Here is a 23949-nt window from a genome sequence, read left to right on the forward strand (position 1 = left end):
GGTGCCTTCGCCATTGACGGCGTGTCGCGCCGGCTATTCGACCGCCAGACCCAGCGCCGTCCAGCCGGCGAAACCCTCGCGCATCCAGAGCACGTTCCGGTATCCCGCCCTGGCCGACAATACGGCCGCCTTGTACGACTTCCAGCCTTGCGGGCCATGGCTGTAAATGACGATCGTGGCGTTCTTGTCGGCGGGCAGCTTGCTGAGGTCGAAGGAGTCCTGCGACGCGTCGAAATCGGCTGCGAACTCGCTTTTTTCCTTGTAGGCGAGAAGGGTCGCGCCAGGGACGTGGCCCTTCCCGAAGTTGAGCGCGTTGCGGGTATCGAAGACGCGGGCTGCTTTCGTCTCGAGCAAGATCCTGGCCTCGTCGACGGAGATGATCTTTGCGTGACTGATGGTGGTCGGCGTTTCCGGCCTCGAGTCGACCGCAGCGCTCGGCGTGCTGGCGAGGGTCAGGGCAACGACGAGGCTCAGTAACAGTCTGGTGAACATCGGGATTTCTCCTGCAAGGGGTCAAGAAAGCATTGCGCGGCCTTGGTCTTGCCGCGATTCAGGTCATGAAACGGCAATCCGAGCGGAAACTTTATGGCTCGACCCAGTGTTCCGCCCCTTCGCTGCCGGATTGGCCCGCGCCAGTGCATCGCGCGGACTCGGACGATCCCCACTCCTTGCCGCAGGAAGATGCTCGCTCGGCGAGACCGTCGAACTCGCCGTACAGGGACTCGACGACTGCCGTCGCTTCGCCCGCGCCGAGCGCGGTCGCAGGCTACTCCTCCACCCACTGCAGCGCGCGTCGCAGCAGGGTGCTGAGCAGGATCGACGCGAGTACGAGGCCCAGCAGGGAGGCCAACCAGAAGCCGGCGGCACCGAGCGGGCGACTGCCCGTGAAGGCCAGCACCCAGCCGCCGCCGAGGCCGACACCCCAGAAGCAGACGACGTGCACCAACATGGGAATGAAGGTAATCCGGTAGCCGCGCAGCGCGTGCGCGGCGATCGTCTGCACGGCGTCGAAAAGCTGGTAGAAGGCGACGTAGCCGAGCAGCCCCAGGGCCACGGACCTGACCGCGGGGTCGTCGCTGTAAGCGGCGGTCAGCGGCACGGCGAGCAGCCAGAGCAGCCCGCCGAGCAGCGTCGACAGGACGCCGGCGAGCAACAGGCCGGCCGTTGCCGAAGCCTGCGCGCGTGGCCAGTCGCGTGCGCCGGCGTTGTAGCCGACCTGCGCCAGCGTGGCAATGGCCAGCGCCAGCGGCAACATGTAGCAGAGAGCGGCGAGGTTGGCGACGATGCGGTGACCGGCGACCACCGTCGCCCCGAGTTGGGCGATGAACAGCGCCATTAGCGTAAACGAGGAGATCTCGACAAAGTTCGAGAAGCCCATCGGCACGCCGAGGCGCAGCAGTTCAACCAGCGGGCGGCGGCGCGGCGCCTGCCAGTTGGCGAGTGGCTGGTAGCGCTGCAGTGCCTTGGCGAACATCAGGTAGCCGGCCGCGGCGAGCATCGAGAACCAGCCGACGACGGAGTTCGAGATGCCGCAGCCGAGGACGCCGAGCGCTTCGCCACCCCAGCGCCCGGTGACCAGGAGCGATGCCAGCAGCGCGTGCAGCAGGGTGCTGGCGATGCTGATGACCAGCAGCGGGCGGGGTTTGCCAAGCGCGTTGCAGAAGGCGTGGAAGGTCCGGTAGATGAGCGCCGCCGGCAGTCCCACGGCGAGCAGGCTCAGGTAGGCGCGTGCTTTCTCTTCGACGCCCGGGTCGATTCGCGAGAGCGCGAACAGCGGCTCGGGGTGGAGCAGAATGAGAATGCCGGGCACGGTCAGCAGCAGCGCCAGCCAGAACGCCTGTTGCAGGGCGCCGGCGATCTCGTTCCCCCGGCCGGCGCCACGCAGGTGGGCGACGCATGGCGCGACGGCCTGCAGGATGCCGGCGAAGGCAAACAGCACCGAGATGTAGATGCCGCCGCCGACGGCCACCGCCGCCAGGTCTTCTGTCCCGTAGTGGCCGAGCAGGGCGGTGTCGATGACCATCATGCCCATCGACGTCAGCTGCGCGATCAGCATTGGTGTCGCATGCGCGACAATCAGGCGGGATTGTTGGGCGAGCATCGGTGGTCAGAGCGACGGGGCCACCAAGGCTACCCGATTTTCCTGGCGCGCGCGTCGGGCGCTGCCGTGAACGGCCGCACGGGTTTCTCGAAAATGGACAGCGGCGCGGCAAATCGGCCATAATCGACGGATATTTTTGCGGCTCGTCCTGATGAAGTTTCTCTTCGACCTCTTTCCCGTCATCCTTTTTTTCGTTGCTTACAAGGTCGCCGACCTCTATGTCGCCACCGGAGTGGCCATCGTCGCCACTTTTGCGCAGATCGCCTGGCTGCTCTTCAGGGGCCGCAAGATCGACACCATGCTCTGGGTCAGCCTGGCGGTGATCACCGTCTTTGGCGGCATGACCCTGCTCCTGCATGATGAAGCGTTCATCAAGTGGAAACCGACGATCCTCTACTGGGCGTTTGCCGCGACCTTGCTCGGCGGCGTGCTCTTTCGCCGCAAGAACCTGATTCGCCTGCTGATGGCCGGACAGATGGATCTGCCCGACGCTGCCTGGGACAAGCTCAACTGGGCGTGGATGGGATTCTTCGTGTTCATGGGAATCGTCAATCTCCTGGTCGCTTTCAACTTTTCGACTGACGACTGGGTCAACTTCAAGCTCTTCGGCGCCACTGGCCTGACGCTGGTCTTTGTGCTCGCGCAGGGCTTGCTGTTGTCGAAGCATATCGAGGAGAAGGAATGATGCTTTACGCCATCGTCGGCGAAGACCGCCCGGATTCGCTTGCCGACCGGCTCGCGGCCCGGCCGGCGCACATCGCCCGTCTGCAGGCGCTGGAAGCAGAAGGCCGCCTGCTCCTGGCCGGCCCCTTTCCGGCGATCGACTCTCCGGACCCCGGGCCAGCCGGTTTCTCGGGAAGCCTGATAGTCGCCGAGTTTTCCTCGCTTGCAGCGGCGCGCGCGTGGGCTGACCTTGACCCCTATGTGGCCGCCGGCGTTTACCAGTCGGTCTCCGTCAAGCCGTTCAAGAAAGCCCTGCCGGCGTGAGCGATCAGCACGCTGCCGGTGCTCCTGCCGACAGGGAAGGGGTCATCCAGCAGAGGCTGGCGGTTCTGACACCACTACGTAGCGAGCTGATCGACGACTCGGCTCGGCACGCCGGTCACGAAGGGGCCCGTGGCGGCGGCGCGCACTATCGCCTGCTGATCGTATCGCCCGCCTTTGTCGGCCACAGCCGTGTCGCCAGGCACCGCATGGTTCATGACGCTCTTGGCGATCTGATGCGGAGTGCGATTCACGCACTGAGCATCAAGGCGCTGACTCCCGATGAAGCTGCCTCGACGTCTGCGGTCAACTCCTGATCAGGCTTGTTTCACCAATCCACAAATCGAATCTCACTCCAACAGAAGGAAGACAGACATGCACAAACTCACCAAGCTGGCTAGCGCGCTGCTGCTCGGCGCAATGATTTCCCTGCCGGCGGTCGCGGCCAAAGGCGGTACCCTGGTGACCGTAAACGGCGTCGCCATTTCCGACAACGTTGCCGGCGCCTTCCTGGCCGAACAGGAGGCGCAGGGAACCCCCGCGACGCCCGAACTGAAGAACGCGATCAAGGAAGAACTCATCCGCCGCGAGTTGCTCGCCCAGGAAGCCAAGAAAATGGGCCTCGACAAGCAAGCTGACGTCGCTGCGCAGGCCGATCTGGCACGGCAGGCGATCTTTATCCGCGCCTTTATCCAGGACTACATCAAGAAGCACCCGATCAGCGACGAGCAGGTCAAGGCCGCGTATGACCGCGTCAAGGCCCAGATGGGCGGTACCGAGTACAAGGTGCGCCATGTGCTGGTCGAAAACGAAGAAGACGCCAAGCTGATCATCGTCAAGCTCAAGAAAGGCGAGAAATTCGAAGACCTGGCCAAGCAGTCGAAGGATCCGGGGTCACGCGAGAAAGGCGGCGACCTCGGCTGGAGCAGCCCGGCCAACTACGTCAAGCCGTTTGGCGACGCGGTCACCGGGCTCGCCAAGGGCAAGTACACCGAAACGCCGGTGAAGACCGATTTCGGTTATCACGTGATCCTGCTCGAGGACAGCCGCCCGCTGACCCCGCCGCCCTTCGACCAGATCAAGCAGCAACTGGCGCAACGGCTGCAGCAGGAACAGATCCAGAAACTGGTCATCGACCTGCGCGCCAAGGCGAAGATTCAGTAACTCGCCTCTGTAGTACGCAATGAGAAAAGGCGCCGGCAAAGCCGGCGCTTTTTTCAATTCTGGCAGCCCTCTGAAGGTGATGACGAACTGGCCCGCGGTGGCCATTCCGGCATCTCTACATACACCAGTCCTGCATTAGCCCACCCAGCGCCGCGCGTTGCGGAACATCCTTAGCCAGGGCGAATCGTGCCAGCCGCGCGCGTCCCAATCGGCCGGGCGCCACGACATCTGGACGCTGCGGAAGACGCGTTCGGGGTGCGGCATCATGATCGTGAAACGGCCGTCAGCGGTCGTGACACCGGTGATGCCGGCCGGCGAGCCGTTCGGGTTGTCCGGATAGCGCTCGGTCGGCTGCCCGGCCGGGTCGACGTAACGCATCGCTACCAGGGCGCGTGCCTGCTGCTCCGCCGAGGTGAATACCGCGCGTCCCTCGCCGTGCGAGACGACCACCGGCAGCTTGCTGCCGGTCATGCCGGCGAAAAAAGCGGACGGCGAGTCGGGCACTTCGACCAGCGAAAAGCGCGCTTCGAACTGCTCGACGCGGTTGCGCTCGAAACGCGGCCAGGCGCCAGCGCCGGGGATCATTTCCTTCAGCGCGCTCATCATCTGGCAGCCGTTGCAGACGCCGAGGGCGAAGCTGTCCGGGCGGGCGAAGAAAGCCGAGAAGCTGTCGCGTGCGCGCGCGTTGAAAAGGATCGTCCGCGCCCAGCCCTGGCCGGCGCCGAGGACGTCCCCGTAGGAAAAGCCGCCGCAAGCGACGGCGCCCTTGAAGTCGGCGAGCGCGACGCGGCCGGCGAGGATGTCGCTCATGTGTACGTCGATGGCGGCAAAGCCCGCGCGATCGAAAGCGGCGGCCATCTCGACGTGCCCGTTGACGCCCTGTTCGCGCAGGATCGCGACGCGCGGGCGCGCGCCGCTATTGATCATCGGCGCGGCAATATCGTCGCCCGGATCGAAGCTCAGGGTCACCGAAAGGCCGCTGTCGGCGCGATCGAGAATCCGGTCGTAAGCCTGCTGCGCGCATTCCGGGTTGTCGCGCAATTGCTGCATGCGGAAACTGGTTTCCGACCAGGCGCGTTGCAGTTCGACGCGCGGTTCGGCGAGCACCGCCTTGGCATTGCGGATGATGCGCACCTGGTCCCAGGGGTTGGGCGAACCGATGAACTGGCTGCAGGCGCCGAGCCCGGCGGCCCGCAGAATATTCATCACCTGGCTGCGCTCGGCCCGGCGAATCTGCAGCACCGCGCCGAGTTCCTCGCTGAACAGCGCGCGCATCAGCAGCTCGAAGGAACGTCCGCCGAGCAGATCGGGCCGCTTCTCGTTGCCGTCGACGTCGTTGATCAGCGGATCGTAGCACAGGCTGTCGGTGTCGATCGAAACGCCGCAGTGCGCGGCGAAGGCCATTTCGCAGACGGTGGCGAAGAGGCCGCCGTCGGAGCGGTCGTGGTAGGCGAGCAGCAGATCGCCGGCGGCCAGCTTGCGGACGGCGCCGAAGAAGGCGACCAGGCGGGCCGGGTCGTCGACGTCCGGTGCTTCGCTGCCGGTGGCGTTGAACACCTGCGCCAGCGCCGAACCGCCGAGGCGGTTGCGACCGCCGCCGAGGTCGATCAGCAGGAGGTCGGTCTCGCCGGCGTCGAGCACCAGTTGCGGGGTCAACGTCCGGCGGGCATCCTGGACGCGCGCGAAGCCGGTGACGATCAGCGACAGGGGCGAAACGACCTGCTTCTGTTCGCCCGCTTCTTCGCCGCCGCCTTCCTGCCACGCGGTACGCATCGACAGTGAATCCTTGCCGACCGGGACGGCGACGCCGATCTGCTGGCAGAGGTCGGAGACCGCACGCACGGTGTCGAACAGGCGCGCGTCTTCGCCGGGGAAACCGGCGGCAGCCATCCAGTTGGCCGACAGCTTGATGTCGCCGAGCGCGGCGATGTCGGCGGCGGCGATGTTGGTGATCGCCTCGCCGACGGCCATGCGCCCGGAAGCGGGCGTGTCGAGCACCGCCAATGGCGTGCGTTCGCCGATCGCGAAGGCTTCGCCGAGGTAGCCGTGAAAGGCCATCAGCGTCACCGCCACGTCGGCGCAGGGCACCTGCCACGGGCCGACCATCTGGTCACGCGCGGTCAGACCGCCGACGCTGCGGTCGCCGATGCTGATCAGGAACGTCTTGTCGGCGACCGCCGGCAGGCGCAGCACACGGCCGGCTGCTTCCCTGAGATCCACCGCGGTGGCGTCGAAAGGCACGCCCAGCGGTGGCAGGTGCGTGGCGCTGCGCGTCATCCGTGGCGGCTTGCCGAGCAGCGCGTCCATGTCCATATCGACGGGCTGGTTGCCGAAGTGGCTGTCGGCGACGACCAGGCGCTTCTCGCCGGTGGTTACGCCGACGACCGCGAAGGGGCAGCGCTCGCGCGCGCAGAGCGCCGTGAATTCGGCCAGGCGATCGGGTGCGATGGCCATCACGTAGCGTTCCTGCGCTTCGTTGCACCAGATTGCGGCCGGCGACATTCCCGGTTCCTCGATGTTCACCGCGCGCAGCTCGAAGCGCGCGCCGCAGCCGGCGCCGTGCGCCAGTTCGGGCAAGGCGTTGGAAATGCCGCCGGCGCCGACGTCATGCAGCGAGAGAATCGGATTGCCGTCGCCGGCCGCCGAACCATCGCCAGCGGGGGCGCCCATCTGCCAGCAGCGGTCGATGACTTCCTGCGCGCGGCGCTGGATTTCCGGGTTGCCGCGCTGTACCGAAGCGAAGTCGAGGTCGGCGGCGTTGCTGCCGGTGGTCATCGAGCTGGCCGCTCCGCCGCCGAGGCCGATCAGCATTCCGGGACCGCCGAGCTGGATCAGCAAGGTGCCTGCGGGCAGGGTTTCGGACTTCAACGACTGGCTGGCGGCGATGTTGCCGACGCCGCCGGCGATCATGATCGGCTTGTGGTAGCCGCGCAGCAGTCGCCCTTGAGGACTGTCGGCGCTCCCCGTGAACTGCTCGTAGGTGCGGAAATAGCCGGCCAGGTTCGGGCGGCCAAATTCGTTGTTGAAGGCGGCGGCGCCGATCGGCCCCTCGAGCATGATGGCCAGCGGCGAAGCGATGCGTGCCGGTCGGCCGTAGGCGGCCGATTCGGCTTCCCAGGGCTGCATGGCACCGGGGATGTTGAGGTTGGAGACCGAGAAACCGCACAGGCCGGCTTTCGGTTTCGAGCCGCGGCCGGTCGCGCCTTCGTCGCGAATCTCGCCGCCGGAACCGGTCGCCGCGCCCGGAAATGGCGAAATCGCCGTCGGGTGGTTGTGCGTCTCGACCTTGGCCAGGATGTGCGTCAGTTCCTCGTGCCAGACGTAGCGACCATCCGCGCCGGGGTGGAACAGTGGCACGGTGGCACCTTCGATGACCGAAGAATTGTCCGAGTAGGCAACGACGGTTCCCGCCGGGTGCGCCGCGTGCGTCTCGCGAATCATTCCGAACAGCGTCTCGCTGCGTTCCTGCCCGTCGATTACCCACGAGGCATTGAAGATCTTGTGCCGGCAGTGCTCCGAATTGGCTTGCGCGAACATCATCAGCTCGACGTCGGTCGGATTGCGCTGCGCCTTCAGGAAAAGGTCGACGAGGTAATCGACTTCGTCGTCCGAAAGCGCCAGTCCCAGGCGCACGTTGGCCTCGGCCAGTGCGGCGTGACCGCCGGCGAGCAGATCGACGCTGGCCAGTGGCTGCGGTGGAAAGTGGCGGAAGAGGTCGGCGGTCTGCGCGAAGTCGTCGAGCACCGTTTCCAGCATGCGGTCGTGGAGCAGGGCGGCGACCGTTGTGCGCTCGGCTGCCGACAAGCGGCGCTTGCCGGCGTCGACCCGGAAGGCAACGCCGCGTTCGATGCGCTCGACGGCGCGCAGGCCGCTGTTCCAGGCGATGTCGGTGGCCTTCGACGACCACGGCGAGATGGTGCCGACGCGGGGGGTGACCAGGAAGAGTTCGCCTTCGCCGTCGGTGGACTGCGCGGCCTGTTCTTCGAGCAGTTCGGCGAGTTGCCGACGCTCGCCTGCGCCGAGTGCGCTGCGCTGGGCGACGAAGTGCCAGTAGTCGGCAGCGGCGAGGCGCATCCCGGCGACGCCGGGAACGCTGGCAGCGACACGCTGCTGCAGACCCTGCAGACGGAAAGACGAAAACGCGGTGGCACCGCGGAGAAACAGGATATCGGCCATGGCGGGCGGGCTGCAGAGAAGGGCAGGCAAGGCTGCGCGGAAGGGAAGCCAGGAAAGACCGGCGAGGAGCCGCGATTATAGCCGACCGCGGCGCTGCTCCGGCGGTCGTGCGCTTGCCGGCGGGGCTTCGGGAGGTCCTGCCATGGCTCGCCGATCGGAGTAAGACGAGGCGCCGGGAAGACCCTGTCGCGGCCGACCCAGGTCGGTTGCGCGAGCTCCGGCTGCCTGCTAATTCGGCTGTTAATTCGCCTGCGGATTGAGCGCTCTGTCCGGCCAGTAGCGCGATCCGGTGAGCTTGGCCTCGACTTTCCAACCGTTGTTGGTCAACACGAACACGGCCTTGCCTTCGTTGAAACGCAGCGCGAACTGATCCTTTTGCTCGCCGGCCATGGTGCCCACCTCGGCGGCGGCATCCAGGCCCCGGGCAATGAATTTCTCGAGCTCGGCGCTGTTCTCGAAGAGGATTACCACATGCGACGCGAAGCCGCCGAGACCGAAACTCAGGCTGCCGCCGGTGGTCGCCATCTTCATATAGACGCGGGCATCGCTGTCGGCGTCGACCGCAACCCCTCGCCCGTAGCCGGCGACGAGGTAGAAGCTTGCTTCGCGTTTGTCGAACACCGCGTAACCGGCGCTGCGATCGAACAGGTCGCGGCTATCCGGTTGCTCCGCGAACAGCCGCGCCAGCGTCCTTCTCGCCATTGCATCGAGCTTGGCACGCGTCGCTTCGGGCGTCGCCTCGTCTCCCAGGCTCTCCGTGGTGCCATCGACGTTCTCCTTGAGCGCTCCGGTGGCCTTTCCCGCGACTTTTCCGGCGGCATCGACCGCACTTCCCGTCGTTTCGCCGACCGCACTGGCTGCCCGGGCGGCGCCTTCCTTCAGGCTGTCGAATGAAATCTGGGCGTTTCCGATCGTTGGCGTGATTACGAGAAACAGCATGCATAGAACGGAGATGTGCATCGTCAGGCAACCTCTAACAAAAAAGTGTCATCCAAAATAATCGCCAATGTCATTTCAAGTCCGACCACCATTGGCGCGCAAGTCGGGGTCTTGACCCCTGCTCAAGGGCACAAGTTCAAACTGTCGAGGTGCGTCCCCTGCGTCAAGATCACCTGTCCAAGCGGGGCCGCTCTCGCGGCACGTCCCCGATTTTGCCCGTGGCGGCCGGGAGGAGCCCGATTCATCGGACGATCTCCAGCGGCCCGTGGCAACCCACGTCGGCTAGAATCGGGCTGCCTTTCCCGTTGGCCGTCCTCGTGAAACTCTTCTATACCGACGTCTTCGTCCTGCCGCTACCCGCCGGCCATCGTTTTCCGATGGAAAAGTACGCGCGCCTGCGCGAGCGCTTGCGTGCTTCCGGCGCCTTTGTTCACGGCGACTTCGAGACCCCGGAGGCCGCCACGACCGAAGAGCTTTGCCGTGCCCACGACGCGGCTTACGTCGCGCGGGTGAGCGCGGGGGAATTGAGCGCTGCCGAGGTGCGGCGCATCGGTTTTCCGTGGAGCCCGGGCATGGTCGAACGGTCGCGGCGTTCGGCGGGGGCGACGATGGCCGCCTGCCGGGCGGCGCTGGACACCGGCTGCGCGGTCAATTTGGCGGGCGGGACGCACCACGCGCATGCGGCGCATGGCGAGGGATTCTGCGTTTTCAACGACGCGGCGGTGGCTGCCCGCACGCTGCGGGCCGAGGGTCTGCTGCAACGCGTCGCGGTGATCGACCTTGACGTCCATCAGGGAAACGGTACGGCGAGCATCTGTGCCGACGATCCAGCAATCTTCACTTTTTCGATGCACGGTGCGCGCAATTTCCCTTTTCGCAAGGCGAGCAGCGATCTCGACATCGAATTGCCCGACGCGACCGGCGATGCGGCGTACCTGGAGCAACTGGCAGGCGCGCTCGAACGTGTCTTCGCGCTTGCCCGTCCGCAACTGGTGATCTACCTGGCCGGCGCCGATCCCTACCATGACGACCGTCTCGGGCGACTGGCGCTGAGCTTCGCGGGCCTGGTGGCGCGTGACGAAATGGTGCTTGCCGCCTGCCGCCAGCGCGCTGTCCCGGTGGCCATCGCCATGGCCGGCGGCTACGCACGCGACATCGACGACACGGTGCGCATCCATTGCCAAACGGTGCTTGCCGCGCGGCAGATGTTCAATCCTCTTCTGGGCTAGTATCCAACGATGACCACACCGATCCGATCCGAACCGCTTTATCGCGCCGCCGACTTGCGGCGCATTGAGGCCGCTGCCGCCGCGCAACCGCTGATGCAGCGTGCAGGGGAGGCGGCAGCCGACCTGGCCACTTCGCTGTCACGTTTCGAAGGCGGCGCGGTGCTGATTCTCGCCGGCCCGGGCAACAACGGCGGCGACGCTTTCGTTGCCGCTCGTCACTTGCGCCAGCGCGGCTTCGCCGTGAGCGTCGTTTTTCTCGGCGAAATCAGTCGCTTGCCTGAGGACGCCGCCGCCGCGTATCGGGATTTCGACGACGACGGCGGCAGTGCGCTGGAGGCCATTCCTTCCGGTCCGCGCTGGTCGCTGATCGTCGATGGCCTGTTCGGGATTGGCCTGCAGCGCCCGGTCAGCGGTCCCTTCGCCGCAATGGTGACGGCGGCCAACGCGCTGGCGTTGCGCCACCATTGTCCCCTGCTCGCCCTCGACTGCCCGAGCGGCCTCGACGCCGATACCGGCAGACGCTGCGGCGAGACGATTCGTGCCAGCCACACGATTACCTTCATCGCCGGCAAGCCGGGATTGTTCACCGGCGACGGCCCCGAGTACTGCGGCAGCATCACCCACGCCGCGCTCGAGCTGCATGCCGAGCGCCTGGCGCCGCCCAGCGCGCGCACCATTGGCAGCGATCTGTTTGCCGCCTGGCTGCGTCCGCGCGCCAAGAACACCCACAAGGGCAGCTTCGGCAACGCCGGCGTGCTTGGTGGTGCGAGCAGCATGGTCGGCGCCGTTTTCCTCGCCGGACGCGCGGCGCTGAAGCTGGGCAGCGGGCGCGTTTATCTCGGCCTGATCGACGCGCAAGCGCCGGCGCTCGATCCGCTGCAGCCGGAGCTCATGTTGCGCCGTCCCGAGGCGTTGCTGACCACCGCGTTGAGCGCACTCGCCTGTGGCCCGGGAATGGGCGGCAGCGACGAAGCGTGCGAGCTGCTGCTGCGCGCCTGCGCCCTGGAGCTGCCGCTGCTGCTCGACGCCGATGCGCTGAACATGTTGGCCAGAGAGGCGCGATTGCAGGAAGCGGTGCGCGCGCGCGCGCACCGCGGCGCCGTGACCCTGCTTACGCCCCACCCGACCGAGGCCGCGCGCCTGCTCGCCGGCGACACCGCGCAGGTGCAGGCGGATCGCGCGGGTGCGGCGCTCGAACTCGCCAGCCGGTATCGGGCACTGGCGGTCCTGAAAGGCTGCGGCACGATCGTCGCCGCGCCCGACGGGCGCTGGTTCGTCAACACCACCGGCCATCCGGCGCTGGCCACGGCAGGCACCGGCGATGTCCTCAGCGGCATGATCGTCGCGCTCCTCGCGCAGGGCTGGCCGGGGCTGGAAGCCTTGCTCGCGGCCGTACACCTGCACGGCGCCGCCGCCGAGGAGCGGGTTGCCAGCGGCTGCGGGCCGGTCGGGCTGACCGCCGGCGAGATCATCGACAGCGCCCGCCTGTGTCTCAACCACTGGATTGCGCATGGCCGTTAGCCAGGCGGGCCAGGCTGCTCAGGTCAGCCTGGCTGGTGAGGGTGGCGCGCCGCTTCGCCTGCACGCCGCCCTGCTCTTCCTGGCCGCGCTGCTCCTTTTTGCCGCGCTCGACGCGACCGCCAAACACCTCAGCGCCTATCTCGCCGTACCGCTGCTCGTCTGGGCGCGCTACCTGGTGCACCTGGTGATCATGCTGATGGTCGTCGCGCCAAGCATGGGGCGTCGGCTGGTCGTCACCGGGCGGCCGTGGCTGATGAGCCTGCGTGGCCTGACGCTGGTCGCCGTGACGCTGCTCGGCCAACTGGCGTTGAAGACGCTGCCGCTCGCCGAAACGACGGCGCTGATCTTCGTCGCGCCGCTGCTCGTGGCGCTTCTCGCCGCGCCGCTGCTCGGCGAGAAGGTACGGTTGCGCACCTGGCTGGCGACGATCGCCGGTTTCGTTGGCGTGTTGCTCATCGCCCGCCCCGGCGGCAGCCTGTTCGGGCCCGGCGTGGCGTACGCGCTCGGCGCGGCGCTGAGCTACGCTGCGTACCAGATTCTGACCCGCAAGCTCGCCGCCACAGAGCATCCGATGCGTCTGCTGTTCTACACCGCCTTGCTCGGAACGCTGGCCATGCTGCCCGCCCTCCCGGTCTATTGGGATGGAATCTGGCCGACGCCGACGCAGAGCCTGCTGATCGTCTCGCTCGGTCTCTACGGCGGCATCGGTCACTTCCTGCTGATCCGCGCCTTCCACGCAACTTCGGCGTCGCTGCTGGCGCCGCTGATCTACACCCAGCTGGTCTGGGCGACGTTGCTCGGCTGGCTGGTCTTCGACCATTTTCCGGACTTCCTGACCGTCGTCGGAATGATGGTCATCGGCGCGTCGGGGCTCAGCCTGGCGTTTCGCGGTCCGCGCTGATTGCCTGTGCGCGCCGGCTGGCCAGCGCGCGATTGCTCGATTGCGCTCGCGATGACGGCTGTGGCGCCCGCGCCGGTCATGCGAGCGGCTTGACCATCAGCACGCTTGACCTAGAATCAGAAGCAGCCCTGGGCTACAGGCGCGTGATGTCAAGGTAATCGGGCTGTCGCGAGCCGTCGGCGGCGAGGCAGGGCATCGCGGGGCGGCAGAAAAGCGCCACGCCTGGGCGTCGAATCGACCCAAACCATTCAACTGAAAGGAGTTCGCCGTGAGAACAATTCTCGTCGTCGTCGCCGTACTCGCGCTTTGTCCGTCAACTCAGGTTCTCGGGCAGGAATCGGGCAGCTTGAGGCTCAGCGATCTCACTGCCCAGGGCGCAACGCAGCTCGCAAAGGATGAACTGCAAGCACTGCTTCCCGGGGCAAAGGTGGAAAGCAAGACCGCGCAGGGCTCGACCCGGTTCTGGGAAAACTCGGCGGACGGCAGCCTCGTCGCGTCCTCGGATGGGCGCGGAGGGAACTCGTCCTTCACCGCCGGGGCCAAGAGCAGTGCCCGCGGTACCTGGCAGCTGAGCGACAATGGTACCTATTGTGTTCTTCTCGAGTGGAAGAGGACGACCGAGCAATGGTGTCGCTATATTTTCAAGTCCGGCGACAAGTACTTCGCGGTCAAGTCCACCGTCGATCAATCCAGTGTCGCCCATGAACTTGCGTTCTCGCATTGAGAGATTCAGTCGACGCGGGCGGTTCTCACGACCCCTTGTCGTGTCTTGAAAACAGCGTCGCGGCTTCTTCCTGGCCGAGTTCGAAGTAGCGTTTCTGGGCGCTGCTGTCCTGCAGCGAAATGGTCATGCTTTCGAGGTCTTTCGGGCGCAGCACGTGTACGGGTTTGGCGTAATAGCGCTTGCCGTCGATATCGACGCTTTTCCTGCCCATCGCCTCGAGCATGTCATTGATCAGCCTGGCCTGCGTGAACACGCGGGCGTTGGGCAGCGAGAGCTGCATGTCGCTGACCAGCAGGTGGGTATCGATGCTCGTGAACGGCAGGCTGAAAGTGCTCGAGTTGTAGAGCTTGTCGAGTTCGCGGTGATAGTCGTAGTCGGTGAAATCGACGGCGATGATCTCGTCGACCTCGTCGTCCTCGAACAGCGTGCGCAGTGGCGTGTTGTCCAGGTAACCCCCTTCGATGAAGTAGTCGCCATCGATGGTGATCGCCTTGAAGTAGGGAATGGTGGTGATGCCGGCGAGGAAGGCGTCCATGAAAATGTCGAGGCTGGCGTCGTCGACCGTTTTCAGGATTTCGTTGACCTTGAAGAAGTGCCCCGTCCGTTTGCTCAGATTGGTCGCCCGGATGTCCCAGCGCAGCGTCTCGAGATGTTCGCCGAGGAGCGCCCGCCGTTCGGGTTCGTCGAGCAACAACGATTTGCGGCACTTGTCCTTGTTGACCGTGAACAGGTGCGTTCCGGTGGGCAGCAGCTGCGGCCGCAGACCGAGAAAGTTGGAGAAAATATGGAAAATGTCGGTCGCGTTCATTCGCGTCGTGCGCGTCAGCACCGGCGGCAGTTCCTCGGTCTGCGGGTCCCAGAGCAGGTAGTCGACGACGATGTTGTTGCCCGAGCTGGTCGAGGTGATGTGCACCAGCGGAACTTCGTTCCGCTTCAGCCACACCAGAACGCCCTCGGTGTAGAAGCTCCGATAGCCGCCGCCCGAGGCGACGAAACCGTACCTGGTCATACTCTTACCCCCTTTTTTGGTCGCCTGCCGGCGAGTGCCAGCCGCGCGGTCGACTGTGCCACAGTTGCGCGGGCGCGAGGAGGGGGAAGGGTCCGCCAAGCGGGCAGTTCACTCACCGGCTGGATGCGGCGGCGTGAACTCGGGGGCTCTCGGCCGAGCCATTTTTATGTGCTACCGTCGGGTCATCAAGGCGCTTGCCAGGGGGCGGGTGTGGCGAAGCCAGGCCCGGACGGACTCGCACGCGGGCGCCTTTTCTTTCAGCTTCGATTGGAGGACGAATATGGACGTCGATGAAGCACAGCTGCTCGTTGATTTTCGAGGCAAGTTTCGCGTTGACGAATTGCTGATCGCGAGCACACCGGCCTGGTCATGGTCGCTCAGGCCAGCGCAGGCGACGCTGGGAGCAGGGGTTCTTTCGCTGAATCGCTACGCGGCCAGCTTTTCCGACGTCAGCGGCGCGGAATTGGCCGAGATGGCGGTGCTCGTCGGTCAGCTGGAGAAGGCCGTCAAGTGCGCCTTCGGCTACGACGTGATCAATTACCTGATGCTGATGATGGTCGACAAGCACGTCCATTTCCACGTCATCCCCCGATACCAGGCGGCACGCCGGTTTGCCGGGCTTGAGTGGCTTGACGGCGGCTGGCCGGCGATGCCGGACTTGTCCGTCAGCCAGCACGCGGAGCACGAGGGCGTCCTGTCTGCCGTCCGCGAAGCGCTCGGTTTGGCCTGCGCCGGCTAGCGAGCAGGGGCAGCGTACGGGCAGCGCGGGGTTACTTCTCGTTGCGCCAGTCGCGCAGCGTCTCCTTGCGCGGGATCGGCGGTGTGCTGCCGGCGCCACGCTTGCCGATCAGCGGCAGCGCCGCGCCGACGACGAAGACGATACAAATCACGAAAACGATCCAGCCAGCGCTCATGGCATCACTCCATCGGGAACAGGTCAGCCTTGTCCGCTCTTGTTGACGCGCTGGAAGAGCCCGCGCAGCGTGCTCTGCAGATCGGCCGGCAGGAGAACGACCTTGGCGTTTTCGGATTCGGCGAGCTTGCCGACGCTGCTGATGTATTTCTCGCCGAGCAGGTAGAGCATCGGCAGTTCGTTGTCGCCGAAGGCGGCGTTGACCTTTCTGATCGCCTGTGCCGAGGCTTCGGCGAGGGTGACCTGGGCCACCGCGTCGCGCTTGGCCGATTCCAGGCGCGCTTCGGCGCCGAGGATCATCGACTGCTTTTCGCCTTCGGCGCGGGTGACCATCGCCTTGCGCTCGCGCTCTGCCGAAGCCTGCAGTTCCATCGCCCGCTGCATCGATTGCGAAGGCTTGATGTCCTGGATCTCGACCGACTTGACGGTCAACCCCCAGTCCAGCGCCTCGTCGGCGACGCCCGCTTTCAGGCGCGCCTTGATCATGTCGCGTGACGACAGCGCTTCGTCGAGTTCCATGTCGCCAACGATGGAACGTAGGGTGGTCATGATCATGTTGCGAATCGCTTCGGCATAATCCTCGACGCCGTACACCGCTTTCACCGGGTCGGTGACCTTGATGAACGAGATCGCGTTGACCACGATCACGGCGTTGTCACGGGTGATCACCTCCTGCTCCTGAACGTCGAGGATGATGTCCTTGGTGGTCACCTTGTGGGAGATGATGTCGATGTAGGGGATGATGAAGCGCAACCCGGGGAGCAGTGTCGTGCGGTATTTGCCAAGCCGCTGCACGATCCATTCTTCGCCCTGGGGAATGATGCGCACGCCGTTGGCGACGGTCACCACCACGAACAGCAGGATGACCAGCGATACGATGGTCATTCCGTTCAACAGCTCGGTCATTTTGCCTTCTCCACTTTGATATAGCTGCCGTCGACAGCGACGACACGAACCCTTTCGCCAGCGGCGATCGCCGCATCGGCGTACGCCTCCCAGACGTCGGCGCCGAGAATCGGTTTCTGGAAACGCACCTGGCCGCGGCAATCCGGCGTCAGGTCGGCGACCAGGATGCCGACTTCGCCGGTCACCGCCGCCGCCGAAGTGCCGACGGCGGTCATCGTTCGCGGCCGGAGGTAGCGAAACCAGATCAGCACCAGCGCTGTCGAGAGGCTCGCCCAGAGCAGCAACTGAGTCGGCAGCGCGAGCGTTGGCGCAGCCAGCAGGATCAACCCGACCACCGCCGCCGCAATCCCGAACCAGACCACGAAGAACGAGACAATGGCCAGCTCGGCCATCGTCAGGAGCAGTCCGAGTACCAACCAGTGCCACCATTGCGGCGAAAACATGTCGTGTTCCCCTGTAGATTCGTCCGCCGATCGTCCGCGCCAAAGCGCGCCGGTTCACAAGCGTGCCGTTTGCAGCCGTCGATCACACGCGTGGCGATGCCTGCGGATTAGACGCCAGAACGGGGTGGCTGGCAAGTTGGGAACCGGTCCGGACGCCCGGCTGGGAGGTTTGACGGTTACCAAGGCTACTGAGGCTGCGACGTTCACGACGGCAAGAAGACGATGCTTTGATTCCCGACGTTCTCACACGGGTTCTCGATGCCGGCGTAAATGGCATCACCTTGTCCGACCCCGACCTGCCCGACCCGCTCGGGAATTTCGTTTTCAGGCCAGGTGTCCTTCTGGTCGGGGGCGCTGCTCAGGCGGAATGCTCAGGTCGATGGGTACTTGTTGCTTCTGGTTCCATGCCGGGCTGCCTTGTCGCCTTCGCCCGCCTGTTCGAGCCAGAGCAGCGTGTCGGCATAGCAGAGGAAGCGGTTGAGGTAAGCCGGTGACAACTCGCGCAGGGCGACAAGGGAGCGGATTACCAGGGCCTGCGGATTCAGCGGTCCGGGGGCTTCGGGACCGGCGCTGATGGCGCGGCTGGCCAATCTGTCGTAGGCGCGTTTTACCAGGGTTTCCCTGAGCTGGCGCATAGCGCTTGAAGCTGCCATCCAGGCGGCATTGTCGTCGCCAGAATCCTCGCCGTCCTGGTCGTCAGCGGTTGCCGGAGGCCTGGCTGGTGCCTGCGATCGTGCCAGGCCAGCCGACTGCAGGACGGCGTTTTCCTGTTGTTGCAGAAGCTCGCCAAGAGACGGTCGCCGGTTTCTACCGGCTGCGGCAGAGGAAGCCTGCTTGATCGCTTGTGTCAGGGCGGCGAGGGCACTTTGTCGATCGCCCGCCGGATCGGGCGCTGCTTCCCGGTTCAGCCTCAGCTGCAGGCGCTTCACGGCACGGAAGTCGCCGCTTGCGAAGAGTGCGCGAACGGTTTCGCTGGCGTCGGGGAAGCGTTCAAGGAGACGATCGACCGTCGCTGCCGCCTCTGCCTGTGCCTGCAGGAAGTCGGCCCGGTATTCGCTTAGAGCAAGGAGCGCCTTCCTTTCCAGGATCGCGCGCACCGCCGCTCTTTGTGCGAGGGCCTTCCTGGCCATGGCCTCGATGACCTGAAAACGAAGCGGATCGAAGCGACGAACGGCACCCTGTGCGAGGTCGGCAATGAGCGGCGTGACGTTGGCGACGGTGGCGTCCGGCCAATCGAACGCTGGCGAGGCCTTCAGTTTCCCGGCGCGGACAGTGTCGGCCATGTCAATCGGCAGGGGGCGTCGCCGGGTTGCCGTCACTCGTTGCTCTCGGAACGGGCGCCATCTCCACGCGACGATTCTGCGAGCGGCTTTCGGCGCCTTGATTGGCGACCACCGGCTGCTGCGAGCCAAAGGCGGCGGCGAAGATCAGCGAGGGCGGCATGCCCTCCTCGATCAAAGCCCGGGTGACGGTCAGCGCTCTTTCCGCCGACAACTGCCAGTTGTCGGTATAGCGATTGTTGCCTTTCTGAATCGGCAGGTCGTCGGTAAAGCCACTGACCATCAGAAGTTGGTCCCTCTGGTCCAGGTAGACCTTGAGCGGCGCCACCAGGGTGCGCAGCAGCGCCCGCCCGTCCGGTTGCAGTTCGTCGGAATTCAGGGAGAAGAGAACGCTGCCGCTGATGCCGATGCGGCCGTCGCGCAGGGTTACCCGTCCGGCGGCAAGCGGATCCGCCAGCGCCTGTTCGAGAGCCATGCGTCGCAGCTCCTCCGCCTGCCGCTTCTCGACTTCCTGCGCCAGTGACTGCGCCAGTTCGAGCTGCACCCCGAGCACCCACACCAGGAGCAAGACGAAAACGCCGACCAGCGCGGACATCAGGTCGCCAAAGATCGCCCAGATTGGCGTGTCCTGCGAGAAGCCGTCTTCCAGTTCTTCCATCAGACGATCGTTTCCGACGCTTGCCCAGAAGTGCTTTTGCCCGGCTGGTGAAGCTGGCGCAGTTCGTCAAGAATCTCCTTCTGCGAGAGCATGCTGTGATCGACGATCTGCCTCGCCTGGGCCACGTAATAGGCGAGTTGCTCATCGCTGCGCGTGCTCGACCTTGCCAGCGATTGCTCGATGCGATCGAGGCTGGCGACCAGCTTCTGGTTGGAGTCATCGAACAGCTTCACGGCGAGGGTGAAGGCCTCGCCGAGGCTCGACATCTCGACCGCGCTGCCGGCGAAGTCGTCGGCGATGCGGGTGGCGTGGCCGGCGAGGCTTTCGGCGAGTCCCGACAGCTTCGACGTCTCCCGTTCGAGCTGGCCGGAAAACCGGGCGCCGACGTCGTCAAGCCTGTTTACCGAGGCATCGAGCAGTGAGGCGACGGCTTGCCGCTGTTCGTCAGTGACCTGTTGCAGTGAAGCGGTCAAGCTGTCGAGCTTGGCCATGATCCGCTGGCGCTCGGCAAGCAGGGCGTTGTCGCGTTCGCTGACGTTCGCCAGCTCGCCGCGAAGCTGGAGCATGACTTCGGCGGCAGCACGCGGGGCTTCCGTTGCCGTATCGAGCAGGCGGGCCATCGGTTCTGCGAGTTCCTTGCCGAGGCTGGCCAATTGCGAAGTGATCGTCGCCGTCAGGGCAGCAAGCTGGTCAACGGCGGCCTGGCCACGAACCTGTTCATCGTTTCTGAGCGCCTGCAGTTCTGTGCGCAGGGTCGACGTCAGCTCGCTCATACGCTCGCCATGGCCCTGCAACCATGACGCTTCGGTTTCGATCCGGGTGCGCACCAGGGCCTCCGAGGCATGCACCAGGCTGCCTACTTCGCTCAGCAGGCTGCTGGCACTGGCGCGGGAATGGTTCGCCATCTCGCTGGCCGCCCGCTGCCACGAGTCCGTCAACGCCTGCTGCTCAATGCGCGACCGCTCGCCTGCCGCGGCGAAGGAATCGGTCCACAGTTCGCGTCGCCGGTCATCGGCCGCTTGCTGCCTTGCCAGCCAGTCCGCGGCGCTGCTGTCGAAGGACTGCACCAGCGAGCCGGTGACCCCCTCGAGTTGCTGTTGAACGGTGAGGGCCAGCTGCTGATGCGTCGTCTGTGTTTGCCTGGCGAGATCCGTGATCAGCGCCTGCAGCAGTGGTCTGACACTTTCGCCGAGCAGTCGGCCACTCTCGACGGCCTGGCGACCGCTCTCGGCGACGCTGGCGCTGAGTGATCGCTCCACCAAGCTGGCGAGTTCGCCATAGCTGTTGCTTGCGGACTCGTGAAACTGCGCCTGGTTGGCTAGCAACTTCTCCCCCAACTGGTTGCCCATGCGCTCGATGGCAGTCGCCAGAGCCTGCAGCCTGTCGGCCACTTCGGGAAGCGCGGCGGCCTGCCCCTGTATCGCCTTGAAAGTCTGTTGGCGGTTGTGAGCCAGGGAAAAGCCACGGAATACGGTGGCCACGGAGCTGTCAAGCTGTCGCGTGGCGGACATGCGGTCGCGTCGGCTGACGGTGGCAATCAGGCCCAGCATCGCCGATGCCGCGACGCCGGCGACAGAGGTGCCGAAGGCCAGTGCGAGACCCTTGATCGGCGCTGCCAGACCGGCGCGAATGGCTTGCAGCTCGGTCGTTCCTTCCAGCGCGAAAACGGCGCCCTGCAGAGTGGCGACCATGCCGAGAAAGGTTCCCAGCAGGCCCAGCATGACCAGTAAGCCGACCAGGTAGGGCGTAAGCACCGGCGCGGGCAATCCGACGCGTTCGCCTTCGATGCGTAGCCGCACCGGGTTTTGCAGCGATGGATGGAGCCTGGCCAGCCAGTGCTCGAGAAAATCGGGCGCGACTTCCGGCGCCGTCGCGGACAATCCCGCGAGCGCGTTCGAGAGCGTCGCGGTCGCCTGCCGGAAACGCAGAATCTCGATGACGCCGATCGCATAGACGCCGGCAATCACCACGGTCACCATGAGTCCCAATGGATTCGAGCCGACAAACGCCAGCCCCATGGCGACGATCGCCGTGGCTCCCAGTAAGAAAGCCGTCGCGAAGACAAATCTACTGATCAATTTCTTTCTACCTCTTCGTCAAGGGCTTCCAGCAAGCCGATTAGCGGTTGCAATCGGGTGTCGAGCTCGGCCAGGAGCACCGCACGCATTTCAGCGGCGAACTGCTCCAGCCAGCCTCCTGCTGCACCCCAGCGCAGCGGGTCGTCCTCCCCCGCCTGCCCGGCGGTGGTCTCGCGGTGGCGCTGATAGAGAAGTTCAAAGCGCTGTCCAAGCAGCCGTGGCACCTCGGCAAACAGGCGTTGCGCAGGTGCGGAGAGTGTCTCGTCGAGTGTTTCATCAAGGGCTGCCAGCCCGGCGAGCCTGTTTGAGTGAGCGGCAAGCGCTGCCCGGATGCTGGCCCTGAGCCCGTCCACCCTGCGCGAAAGCGCTTTTTGTTGCGCGAGGTAGAACAGCCGATAGTGCGCGAAGCTCGCCGCCTCTTTCGCCACCGTCGCAGCGCTTACCCTGGGAAAGCTGGATCGTGAGGCGCTCGCGGCAGGAGCAAAGCTGTCGACGATCGATTGCATCATCGCCGTGCGCGCGCCGAGGAACTCCTCGCTTGCGGAAGCGCCTGAAAAGGCGGCGCCCGTCCCGGCGCCGCCTTCGGATGTCGTCGTCGCGAGATTGCCGTGCGCCGCCGCCAGGGCAATCGAGGCCGGCAGGTCGATGAGATTGCCAAGCCGCTCGGCAAAGTACCTCGGCGAGCTTGCGCCTTGCGCACCCGCGGAATCGGCGAACACGGAAAACGCACGAATCAGTCCCGATCCGTTCAGGCTTGTTGGCGGTGGGGCCTGCATCATGAGGATAAGATCAAGGACATGGCGGGGGCGGGTAAGTCGGCGGAATTGGAGGCGTCTGGTCGAGCCGCGCAGCGGCCAGGCGGGCTTGATCAGCCCGCTTTGCTGCGGTCAAGGCCAGAACGAGAGACGGGTTCAGGCGGTTGCTCGCAGGCGGGGGCGATAGGATACACCCGGATGGCCTCGAGCACCGCTTCGGGCTGCGTACTTCGCGTTCCGTCGCCGCTCGGTTGCGTCGGCGGCCAGCTCCTGTGGCGGCGGATGGCGGGCGGTGCGCGTGCCGCAGTCCAGGGGCTCATCGGCACGCGGGCGACGCCCTGGTCGCTTGAAACTGACGTGCGCGATCTCTTCGGTCACGCGTCCGATTAGTTGCGGGTCCTTGAGCAGACCCATAAGGGCGTCGAAAATGTCGCCTGCCGTCTCCAGGAGCCGGCGCATGGTTCTTTTCTTGCAATACCCATAGGCCGTGCATAGGATAAGGCGGTACGGGGAATCCCGGAACCAGGAAGGAGAATGGAAATGGCCAACATCGCGCGCTTTGACCCGGACGACGCACTCGACGATCTCTTCCGCGGCTTCTGGATGCGTCCGGTCCGCCCTGGCGGACAGCAGGAGGTCCAGATCAAGCTGGAGGTGAAGGAAGACGACAAGGCCTACACGATTCATGCCGAAATGCCGGGCGTGAACAAGGAGGACATCCAGGTCACCATCGACGGCGGGCAGGTGTCGATCAGCGCCGAAACGAAGAAGGAAAAGGAGGTCAAGGAAGGCACCAGGGTGCTGCGCAGTGAACGCTATTACGGCAAGGTGTCGCGTTCGTTTGCCCTGGGGCAGGACGTCGACGAGAGCAAGTCGGAAGCGCACTACAAGGACGGCGTTCTGGAATTGTCGCTGCCCAAGAAGACGGTTTCCAAGACCCGGAAACTGACCATCAGCTAGGCGTCGAAACCGGCCCCGTCGGTTGGGCATTCAGCAAGCGACCGGGACTCGTCGAGACATTCGTCTCGCGAGCCCGGACGCCGCACTCTGCGCTGGAGCGGCCCTCGCACCCGTCGACCGTCAAGCCGCTGAAGGCGTCCAGGCTGCCGGTCGCGTTCAGCTGACCCGGATCGTGCGCACCTTGGGTCGCCCGGGTTCCGCCTTGCTCAGCTCGATCCGTAGTATGCCGTCTGTGTAACTGGCCGTGGACGCATCGGCCAGCACCGGAACCGGCAGCGGTACGACGCGGCGGAAACTGCCGTAGGCGCATTGCAGCAGGCGATAGCGGCCTTCGCTGCTTTCCCGCTGGAAATGCTTCTCGCCGGAAACCACGAGAACGTCGTCCCAGATTTCGATGTTCATGTCCTGCTTGTCCATGCCCGGAAGTTCCAGGCGCACCACCAGGCGGCTGTCGTCCTCGAACATGTTGCCTCCGAGCATGGCCCAGCCACGCGTGGGTAGGTAGGACGGGTCATCGACCTCGGCCGGTGTCGGCAAATTGGACTTTTCCCCGGCCCTGAAGCGGGTCAGCGCTCCCACGGCCGAGCGGGTCAGATGCCGCCAGCCCTCCGCCAGGTTGTCCCACAGGGAACCAACGCTTTCTCTTATCGATTCCATACTCATGACAGACCTCCGTATCGAGAGTGCATGCAGCACTTGATGGAGGCAGTGCCGGGGGCGCTGCCTCCGCTCGCCTTGCGTCGCTTTGCTCTTGATGCGTCGCGGCTGCGAGCGTTCGTCAGGGGCGCTCTCAATGAAGAGCCTATAGCAGATCTTGCGGTTTTCAAGTTCTTGCCAGGAAATCGACGTTGTCGTCTTGCGCCAGGACGCCCCTTCAGGCCGTGCAGGGTTTGCCGTCGTGCTCGCGCCGGCAGCGGCGCTCGACGACACGACACAATTGCGCGGCGGCGGTTTCGCTGGTCTGGGCGTCGATCGCGGCAAAACCGAGAACCATCCCGGAACGACAGTTCGCTGTGTCTGCGTAATACATGGACAGCGGACGCACGACGATGCCGGCTGCGAGCATCTCGTTGGACAGTGCGACGTCGTCGAGCGGCTGGCTGAAGAAGTAGGGAAGGTGCAGGCCGGCGAGACCTCCGCTGGTGCTCACCAGGTTGCCGAGGCGGGATTCGATGGCCCGGCGCAGCACGTTGCGGCGTTCCTGATAG

At 65.3% G+C, this 23949-nt stretch carries 24 protein-coding genes and 1 pseudogene; 11 read left to right on the forward strand and 14 right to left on the reverse strand.

Annotated elements, in window-relative coordinates:
* Positions 1-33: 33 nt before the first annotated feature.
* The gene (locus QZ613_RS19850; RefSeq protein WP_043563082.1) at positions 34-492 is read right to left on the reverse strand and encodes a rhodanese-like domain-containing protein; all 459 of its coding nucleotides are present in this window, start codon (positions 490-492) and stop codon (positions 34-36) included.
* A gap of 274 nt (positions 493-766) precedes the next feature.
* Positions 767-2056: an MATE family efflux transporter gene (locus tag QZ613_RS19855; RefSeq protein WP_291983714.1), complete on the reverse strand. Its 1290-nt coding sequence runs from the start codon at positions 2054-2056 to the stop codon at positions 767-769.
* A 196-nt stretch (positions 2057-2252) separates the two neighbouring features.
* On the opposite strand from QZ613_RS19855, the gene QZ613_RS19860 reads away from it, so the two are divergent.
* Genes QZ613_RS19860 through QZ613_RS19875 form a run of 4 tightly spaced genes read left to right on the forward strand, consistent with a single transcriptional unit; the run spans position 2253 to position 4249 of the window.
* Positions 2253-2786: a septation protein A gene (locus tag QZ613_RS19860; RefSeq protein WP_291866094.1), complete on the forward strand. Its 534-nt coding sequence runs from the start codon at positions 2253-2255 to the stop codon at positions 2784-2786.
* The gene (locus tag QZ613_RS19865; RefSeq protein ID WP_043563302.1) at positions 2786-3088 is read left to right on the forward strand and encodes a YciI family protein; all 303 of its coding nucleotides are present in this window, start codon (positions 2786-2788) and stop codon (positions 3086-3088) included. Before QZ613_RS19860 ends, QZ613_RS19865 begins: the two co-directional genes overlap by 1 nt.
* Positions 3085-3402, forward strand: coding sequence for a BolA family protein (locus QZ613_RS19870; RefSeq protein ID WP_043563086.1), 318 nt, complete (start codon positions 3085-3087; stop codon positions 3400-3402). Before QZ613_RS19865 ends, QZ613_RS19870 begins: the two co-directional genes overlap by 4 nt.
* 58 nt (positions 3403-3460) lie before the next feature.
* Complete coding sequence (locus QZ613_RS19875) at positions 3461-4249, forward strand: peptidyl-prolyl cis-trans isomerase (RefSeq protein WP_043563088.1); 789 nt, start codon at positions 3461-3463, stop codon at positions 4247-4249.
* Between the two features lie 135 nt (positions 4250-4384).
* Here the strand turns inward: QZ613_RS19875 and purL are convergent, their stop codons facing one another.
* Both purL and QZ613_RS19885 read right to left on the reverse strand, forming a co-directional pair.
* Positions 4385-8425, reverse strand: coding sequence for a phosphoribosylformylglycinamidine synthase (gene purL, locus QZ613_RS19880; protein ID WP_291983716.1), 4041 nt, complete (start codon positions 8423-8425; stop codon positions 4385-4387).
* 240 nt (positions 8426-8665) lie between these two features.
* Entirely contained in the window at positions 8666-9385 is a 720-nt protein-coding gene (locus tag QZ613_RS19885) for a hypothetical protein (protein ID WP_291866089.1), read from the reverse strand.
* Between the two features lie 296 nt (positions 9386-9681).
* On the opposite strand from QZ613_RS19885, the gene QZ613_RS19890 reads away from it, so the two are divergent.
* The 4 genes from QZ613_RS19890 (at position 9682) to QZ613_RS19905 (ending at position 13739) form a co-directional block, all read left to right on the forward strand.
* The gene (locus QZ613_RS19890; protein WP_291983717.1) at positions 9682-10593 is read left to right on the forward strand and encodes a histone deacetylase; all 912 of its coding nucleotides are present in this window, start codon (positions 9682-9684) and stop codon (positions 10591-10593) included.
* A 9-nt stretch (positions 10594-10602) separates the two neighbouring features.
* Entirely contained in the window at positions 10603-12114 is a 1512-nt protein-coding gene (locus tag QZ613_RS19895; protein ID WP_291983719.1) for an NAD(P)H-hydrate dehydratase, read from the forward strand.
* Complete coding sequence (locus QZ613_RS19900; RefSeq protein ID WP_291866083.1) at positions 12104-13015, forward strand: DMT family transporter; 912 nt, start codon at positions 12104-12106, stop codon at positions 13013-13015. The genes QZ613_RS19895 and QZ613_RS19900 overlap by 11 nt, the downstream gene beginning before the upstream one ends.
* A 268-nt stretch (positions 13016-13283) precedes the next feature.
* Complete coding sequence (locus QZ613_RS19905) at positions 13284-13739, forward strand: DUF995 domain-containing protein (protein WP_291866081.1); 456 nt, start codon at positions 13284-13286, stop codon at positions 13737-13739.
* Between the two features lie 25 nt (positions 13740-13764).
* Here the strand turns inward: QZ613_RS19905 and QZ613_RS19910 are convergent, their stop codons facing one another.
* On the reverse strand, positions 13765-14748 hold the full coding sequence (locus QZ613_RS19910; protein ID WP_291866079.1) for a patatin-like phospholipase family protein: 984 nt from the start codon (positions 14746-14748) through the stop codon (positions 13765-13767).
* A gap of 280 nt (positions 14749-15028) precedes the next feature.
* Between QZ613_RS19910 and QZ613_RS19915 the strand changes: the two genes are divergently transcribed.
* Complete coding sequence (locus QZ613_RS19915; protein WP_291983721.1) at positions 15029-15487, forward strand: HIT family protein; 459 nt, start codon at positions 15029-15031, stop codon at positions 15485-15487.
* 31 nt (positions 15488-15518) lie between these two features.
* Here QZ613_RS19915 and QZ613_RS19920 read toward each other — a convergent pair whose 3' ends face one another.
* From QZ613_RS19920 to QZ613_RS19950, 7 genes are all read right to left on the reverse strand, one after another.
* The gene (locus tag QZ613_RS19920) at positions 15519-15662 is read right to left on the reverse strand and encodes a hypothetical protein (RefSeq protein WP_291868312.1); all 144 of its coding nucleotides are present in this window, start codon (positions 15660-15662) and stop codon (positions 15519-15521) included.
* 23 nt (positions 15663-15685) lie between these two features.
* A complete protein-coding gene (locus tag QZ613_RS19925) occupies positions 15686-16555 on the reverse strand; it encodes an SPFH domain-containing protein (protein WP_291868371.1) in 870 nt (289 codons plus the stop codon).
* 8 nt (positions 16556-16563) lie between these two features.
* Positions 16564-17010 carry an NfeD family protein gene (locus tag QZ613_RS19930; RefSeq protein WP_043563102.1) on the reverse strand — a complete coding sequence of 149 codons (447 nt, stop codon included), beginning with the start codon at positions 17008-17010 and terminating at the stop codon, positions 16564-16566.
* 371 nt (positions 17011-17381) lie between these two features.
* Entirely contained in the window at positions 17382-18293 is a 912-nt protein-coding gene (locus tag QZ613_RS19935) for a DUF2894 domain-containing protein (RefSeq protein WP_043563104.1), read from the reverse strand.
* 1 nt (position 18294) lies between these two features.
* Positions 18295-18948: an OmpA family protein gene (locus QZ613_RS19940; RefSeq protein ID WP_043563106.1), complete on the reverse strand. Its 654-nt coding sequence runs from the start codon at positions 18946-18948 to the stop codon at positions 18295-18297.
* Entirely contained in the window at positions 18948-21026 is a 2079-nt protein-coding gene (locus QZ613_RS19945) for a hypothetical protein (protein WP_291868318.1), read from the reverse strand. The genes QZ613_RS19940 and QZ613_RS19945 overlap by 1 nt, the downstream gene beginning before the upstream one ends.
* The gene (locus QZ613_RS19950) at positions 21023-21805 is read right to left on the reverse strand and encodes a DUF3348 family protein (protein ID WP_291983723.1); all 783 of its coding nucleotides are present in this window, start codon (positions 21803-21805) and stop codon (positions 21023-21025) included. Before QZ613_RS19950 ends, QZ613_RS19945 begins: the two co-directional genes overlap by 4 nt.
* A 174-nt stretch (positions 21806-21979) precedes the next feature.
* Here QZ613_RS19950 and QZ613_RS19955 point away from each other — a divergent pair, with 174 nt between their 5' ends.
* Both QZ613_RS19955 and QZ613_RS19960 read left to right on the forward strand, forming a co-directional pair.
* On the forward strand, positions 21980-22171 hold the full coding sequence (locus tag QZ613_RS19955; RefSeq protein ID WP_291901811.1) for a hypothetical protein: 192 nt from the start codon (positions 21980-21982) through the stop codon (positions 22169-22171).
* Between the two features lie 150 nt (positions 22172-22321).
* The gene (locus QZ613_RS19960; RefSeq protein WP_291868324.1) at positions 22322-22741 is read left to right on the forward strand and encodes an Hsp20/alpha crystallin family protein; all 420 of its coding nucleotides are present in this window, start codon (positions 22322-22324) and stop codon (positions 22739-22741) included.
* 156 nt (positions 22742-22897) lie between these two features.
* Here the strand turns inward: QZ613_RS19960 and QZ613_RS19965 are convergent, their stop codons facing one another.
* Positions 22898-23404: an Hsp20/alpha crystallin family protein gene (locus QZ613_RS19965; protein ID WP_043563110.1), complete on the reverse strand. Its 507-nt coding sequence runs from the start codon at positions 23402-23404 to the stop codon at positions 22898-22900.
* A gap of 211 nt (positions 23405-23615) precedes the next feature.
* Positions 23616-23949: pseudogene (locus QZ613_RS19970) on the reverse strand (hypothetical protein); the annotation flags it as partial.

This window comes from Candidatus Accumulibacter sp. ACC005 (assembly GCF_907163215.1).
GTDB classification, from domain to species: Bacteria; Pseudomonadota; Gammaproteobacteria; order Burkholderiales; family Rhodocyclaceae; genus Accumulibacter; species Accumulibacter regalis.

Excerpts from the sequence above, each read along its gene's own strand:
- QZ613_RS19850 (WP_043563082.1), bottom strand. The coding sequence starts at position 492 with ATGTTCACCAGACTGTTACTGAGCCTCGTCGTTGCCCTGACCCTCGCC.
- QZ613_RS19855 (WP_291983714.1), bottom strand. The coding sequence starts at position 2,056 with ATGCTGATCGCGCAGCTGACGTCGATGGGCATGATGGTCATCGACACC.
- QZ613_RS19895 (WP_291983719.1), top strand. The coding sequence starts at position 10,603 with ATGACCACACCGATCCGATCCGAACCGCTTTATCGCGCCGCCGACTTG.
- QZ613_RS19965 (WP_043563110.1), bottom strand. The coding sequence starts at position 23,404 with ATGAGTATGGAATCGATAAGAGAAAGCGTTGGTTCCCTGTGGGACAAC.
- QZ613_RS19885 (WP_291866089.1), bottom strand. The coding sequence starts at position 9,385 with ATGCACATCTCCGTTCTATGCATGCTGTTTCTCGTAATCACGCCAACG.
- QZ613_RS19910 (WP_291866079.1), bottom strand. The coding sequence starts at position 14,748 with ATGACCAGGTACGGTTTCGTCGCCTCGGGCGGCGGCTATCGGAGCTTC.
- QZ613_RS19940 (WP_043563106.1), bottom strand. The coding sequence starts at position 18,948 with ATGGAAGAACTGGAAGACGGCTTCTCGCAGGACACGCCAATCTGGGCG.
- QZ613_RS19930 (WP_043563102.1), bottom strand. The coding sequence starts at position 17,010 with ATGTTTTCGCCGCAATGGTGGCACTGGTTGGTACTCGGACTGCTCCTG.
- QZ613_RS19935 (WP_043563104.1), bottom strand. The coding sequence starts at position 18,293 with ATGGCCGACACTGTCCGCGCCGGGAAACTGAAGGCCTCGCCAGCGTTC.
- QZ613_RS19960 (WP_291868324.1), top strand. The coding sequence starts at position 22,322 with ATGGCCAACATCGCGCGCTTTGACCCGGACGACGCACTCGACGATCTC.
- purL (WP_291983716.1), bottom strand. The coding sequence starts at position 8,425 with ATGGCCGATATCCTGTTTCTCCGCGGTGCCACCGCGTTTTCGTCTTTC.
- QZ613_RS19915 (WP_291983721.1), top strand. The coding sequence starts at position 15,029 with ATGGACGTCGATGAAGCACAGCTGCTCGTTGATTTTCGAGGCAAGTTT.
- QZ613_RS19875 (WP_043563088.1), top strand. The coding sequence starts at position 3,461 with ATGCACAAACTCACCAAGCTGGCTAGCGCGCTGCTGCTCGGCGCAATG.
- QZ613_RS19900 (WP_291866083.1), top strand. The coding sequence starts at position 12,104 with ATGGCCGTTAGCCAGGCGGGCCAGGCTGCTCAGGTCAGCCTGGCTGGT.
- QZ613_RS19865 (WP_043563302.1), top strand. The coding sequence starts at position 2,786 with ATGCTTTACGCCATCGTCGGCGAAGACCGCCCGGATTCGCTTGCCGAC.
- QZ613_RS19950 (WP_291983723.1), bottom strand. The coding sequence starts at position 21,805 with ATGATGCAGGCCCCACCGCCAACAAGCCTGAACGGATCGGGACTGATT.
- QZ613_RS19955 (WP_291901811.1), top strand. The coding sequence starts at position 21,980 with ATGGCCTCGAGCACCGCTTCGGGCTGCGTACTTCGCGTTCCGTCGCCG.
- QZ613_RS19920 (WP_291868312.1), bottom strand. The coding sequence starts at position 15,662 with ATGAGCGCTGGCTGGATCGTTTTCGTGATTTGTATCGTCTTCGTCGTC.
- QZ613_RS19860 (WP_291866094.1), top strand. The coding sequence starts at position 2,253 with ATGAAGTTTCTCTTCGACCTCTTTCCCGTCATCCTTTTTTTCGTTGCT.